The sequence below is a fragment of the Streptomyces sparsus genome (assembly GCF_054776295.1).
The window spans coordinates 1-602 of record NZ_BAAHCA010001654.1; the positions used below are offsets into that span (position 1 = coordinate 1).

The 602-nt window shown below is 76.6% G+C and carries 1 protein-coding gene; it reads right to left on the reverse strand.

Annotated features, from left to right (window positions below; all coding sequences use genetic code 11):
* Window positions 1-28: 28 nt before the first annotated feature.
* Window positions 29-602: superoxide dismutase family protein (locus ACYVE9_RS30135; RefSeq protein ID WP_461031027.1), on the reverse strand; the 574-nt coding region annotated here is incomplete at its 5' end.

Below are 602 nucleotides of genomic sequence, written 5' to 3' on the forward strand. Positions count from 1 at the left end.
GGGCGGGTACCCGCCCCTCGGCCAGCGCCTACTTCCCCGCGGACACCGGGACGAACGGCACGGTGAAGCAGGCCAGCGGCCGGCCCACCTGACCCGTCCCCCCCTCCTCGGTCCGCGGCTGGTGCTCGTGGACGACCACCGAGCGGGCCTCACCGGCCCGGAACGTCCACCGCTGCTCCGCGACGGCGCCGCCGCTGCCGTCCGGCCCCGTGCGGAAGCCCAGCCACACCTCGTTGCGGGGATTGACGTAGTCCGGGTCCGCGGACGGCCGGACCGGGTCGACGCGGTGCTGGTAGTGCGGCCCCGCCGCCTCCGGCGTCACCCCGCACTCCCCGGTGTGCACATGGGCCCCGTAGGAGCGGTTCGGTGCGATGCCGCGCAGGGACAGCTCCACCGCGGTCCGGCCGTTCTTCACGTGCTGCGCCACCGCGATCCGCGCTCCGGCCGGCACCACCGCCTCGTCGTACGTCACCGCGTCCGGAACGAGGTACTCCCCCGGCGTCCCGAACGACGCCGACGTCCGCATCCACCGGTCGCCGCCTCCGTCGGCCTGCACCGCCGACGCCGGCAGCGCGGCGAGCAGCACCGCGCTCGCCGCCGCC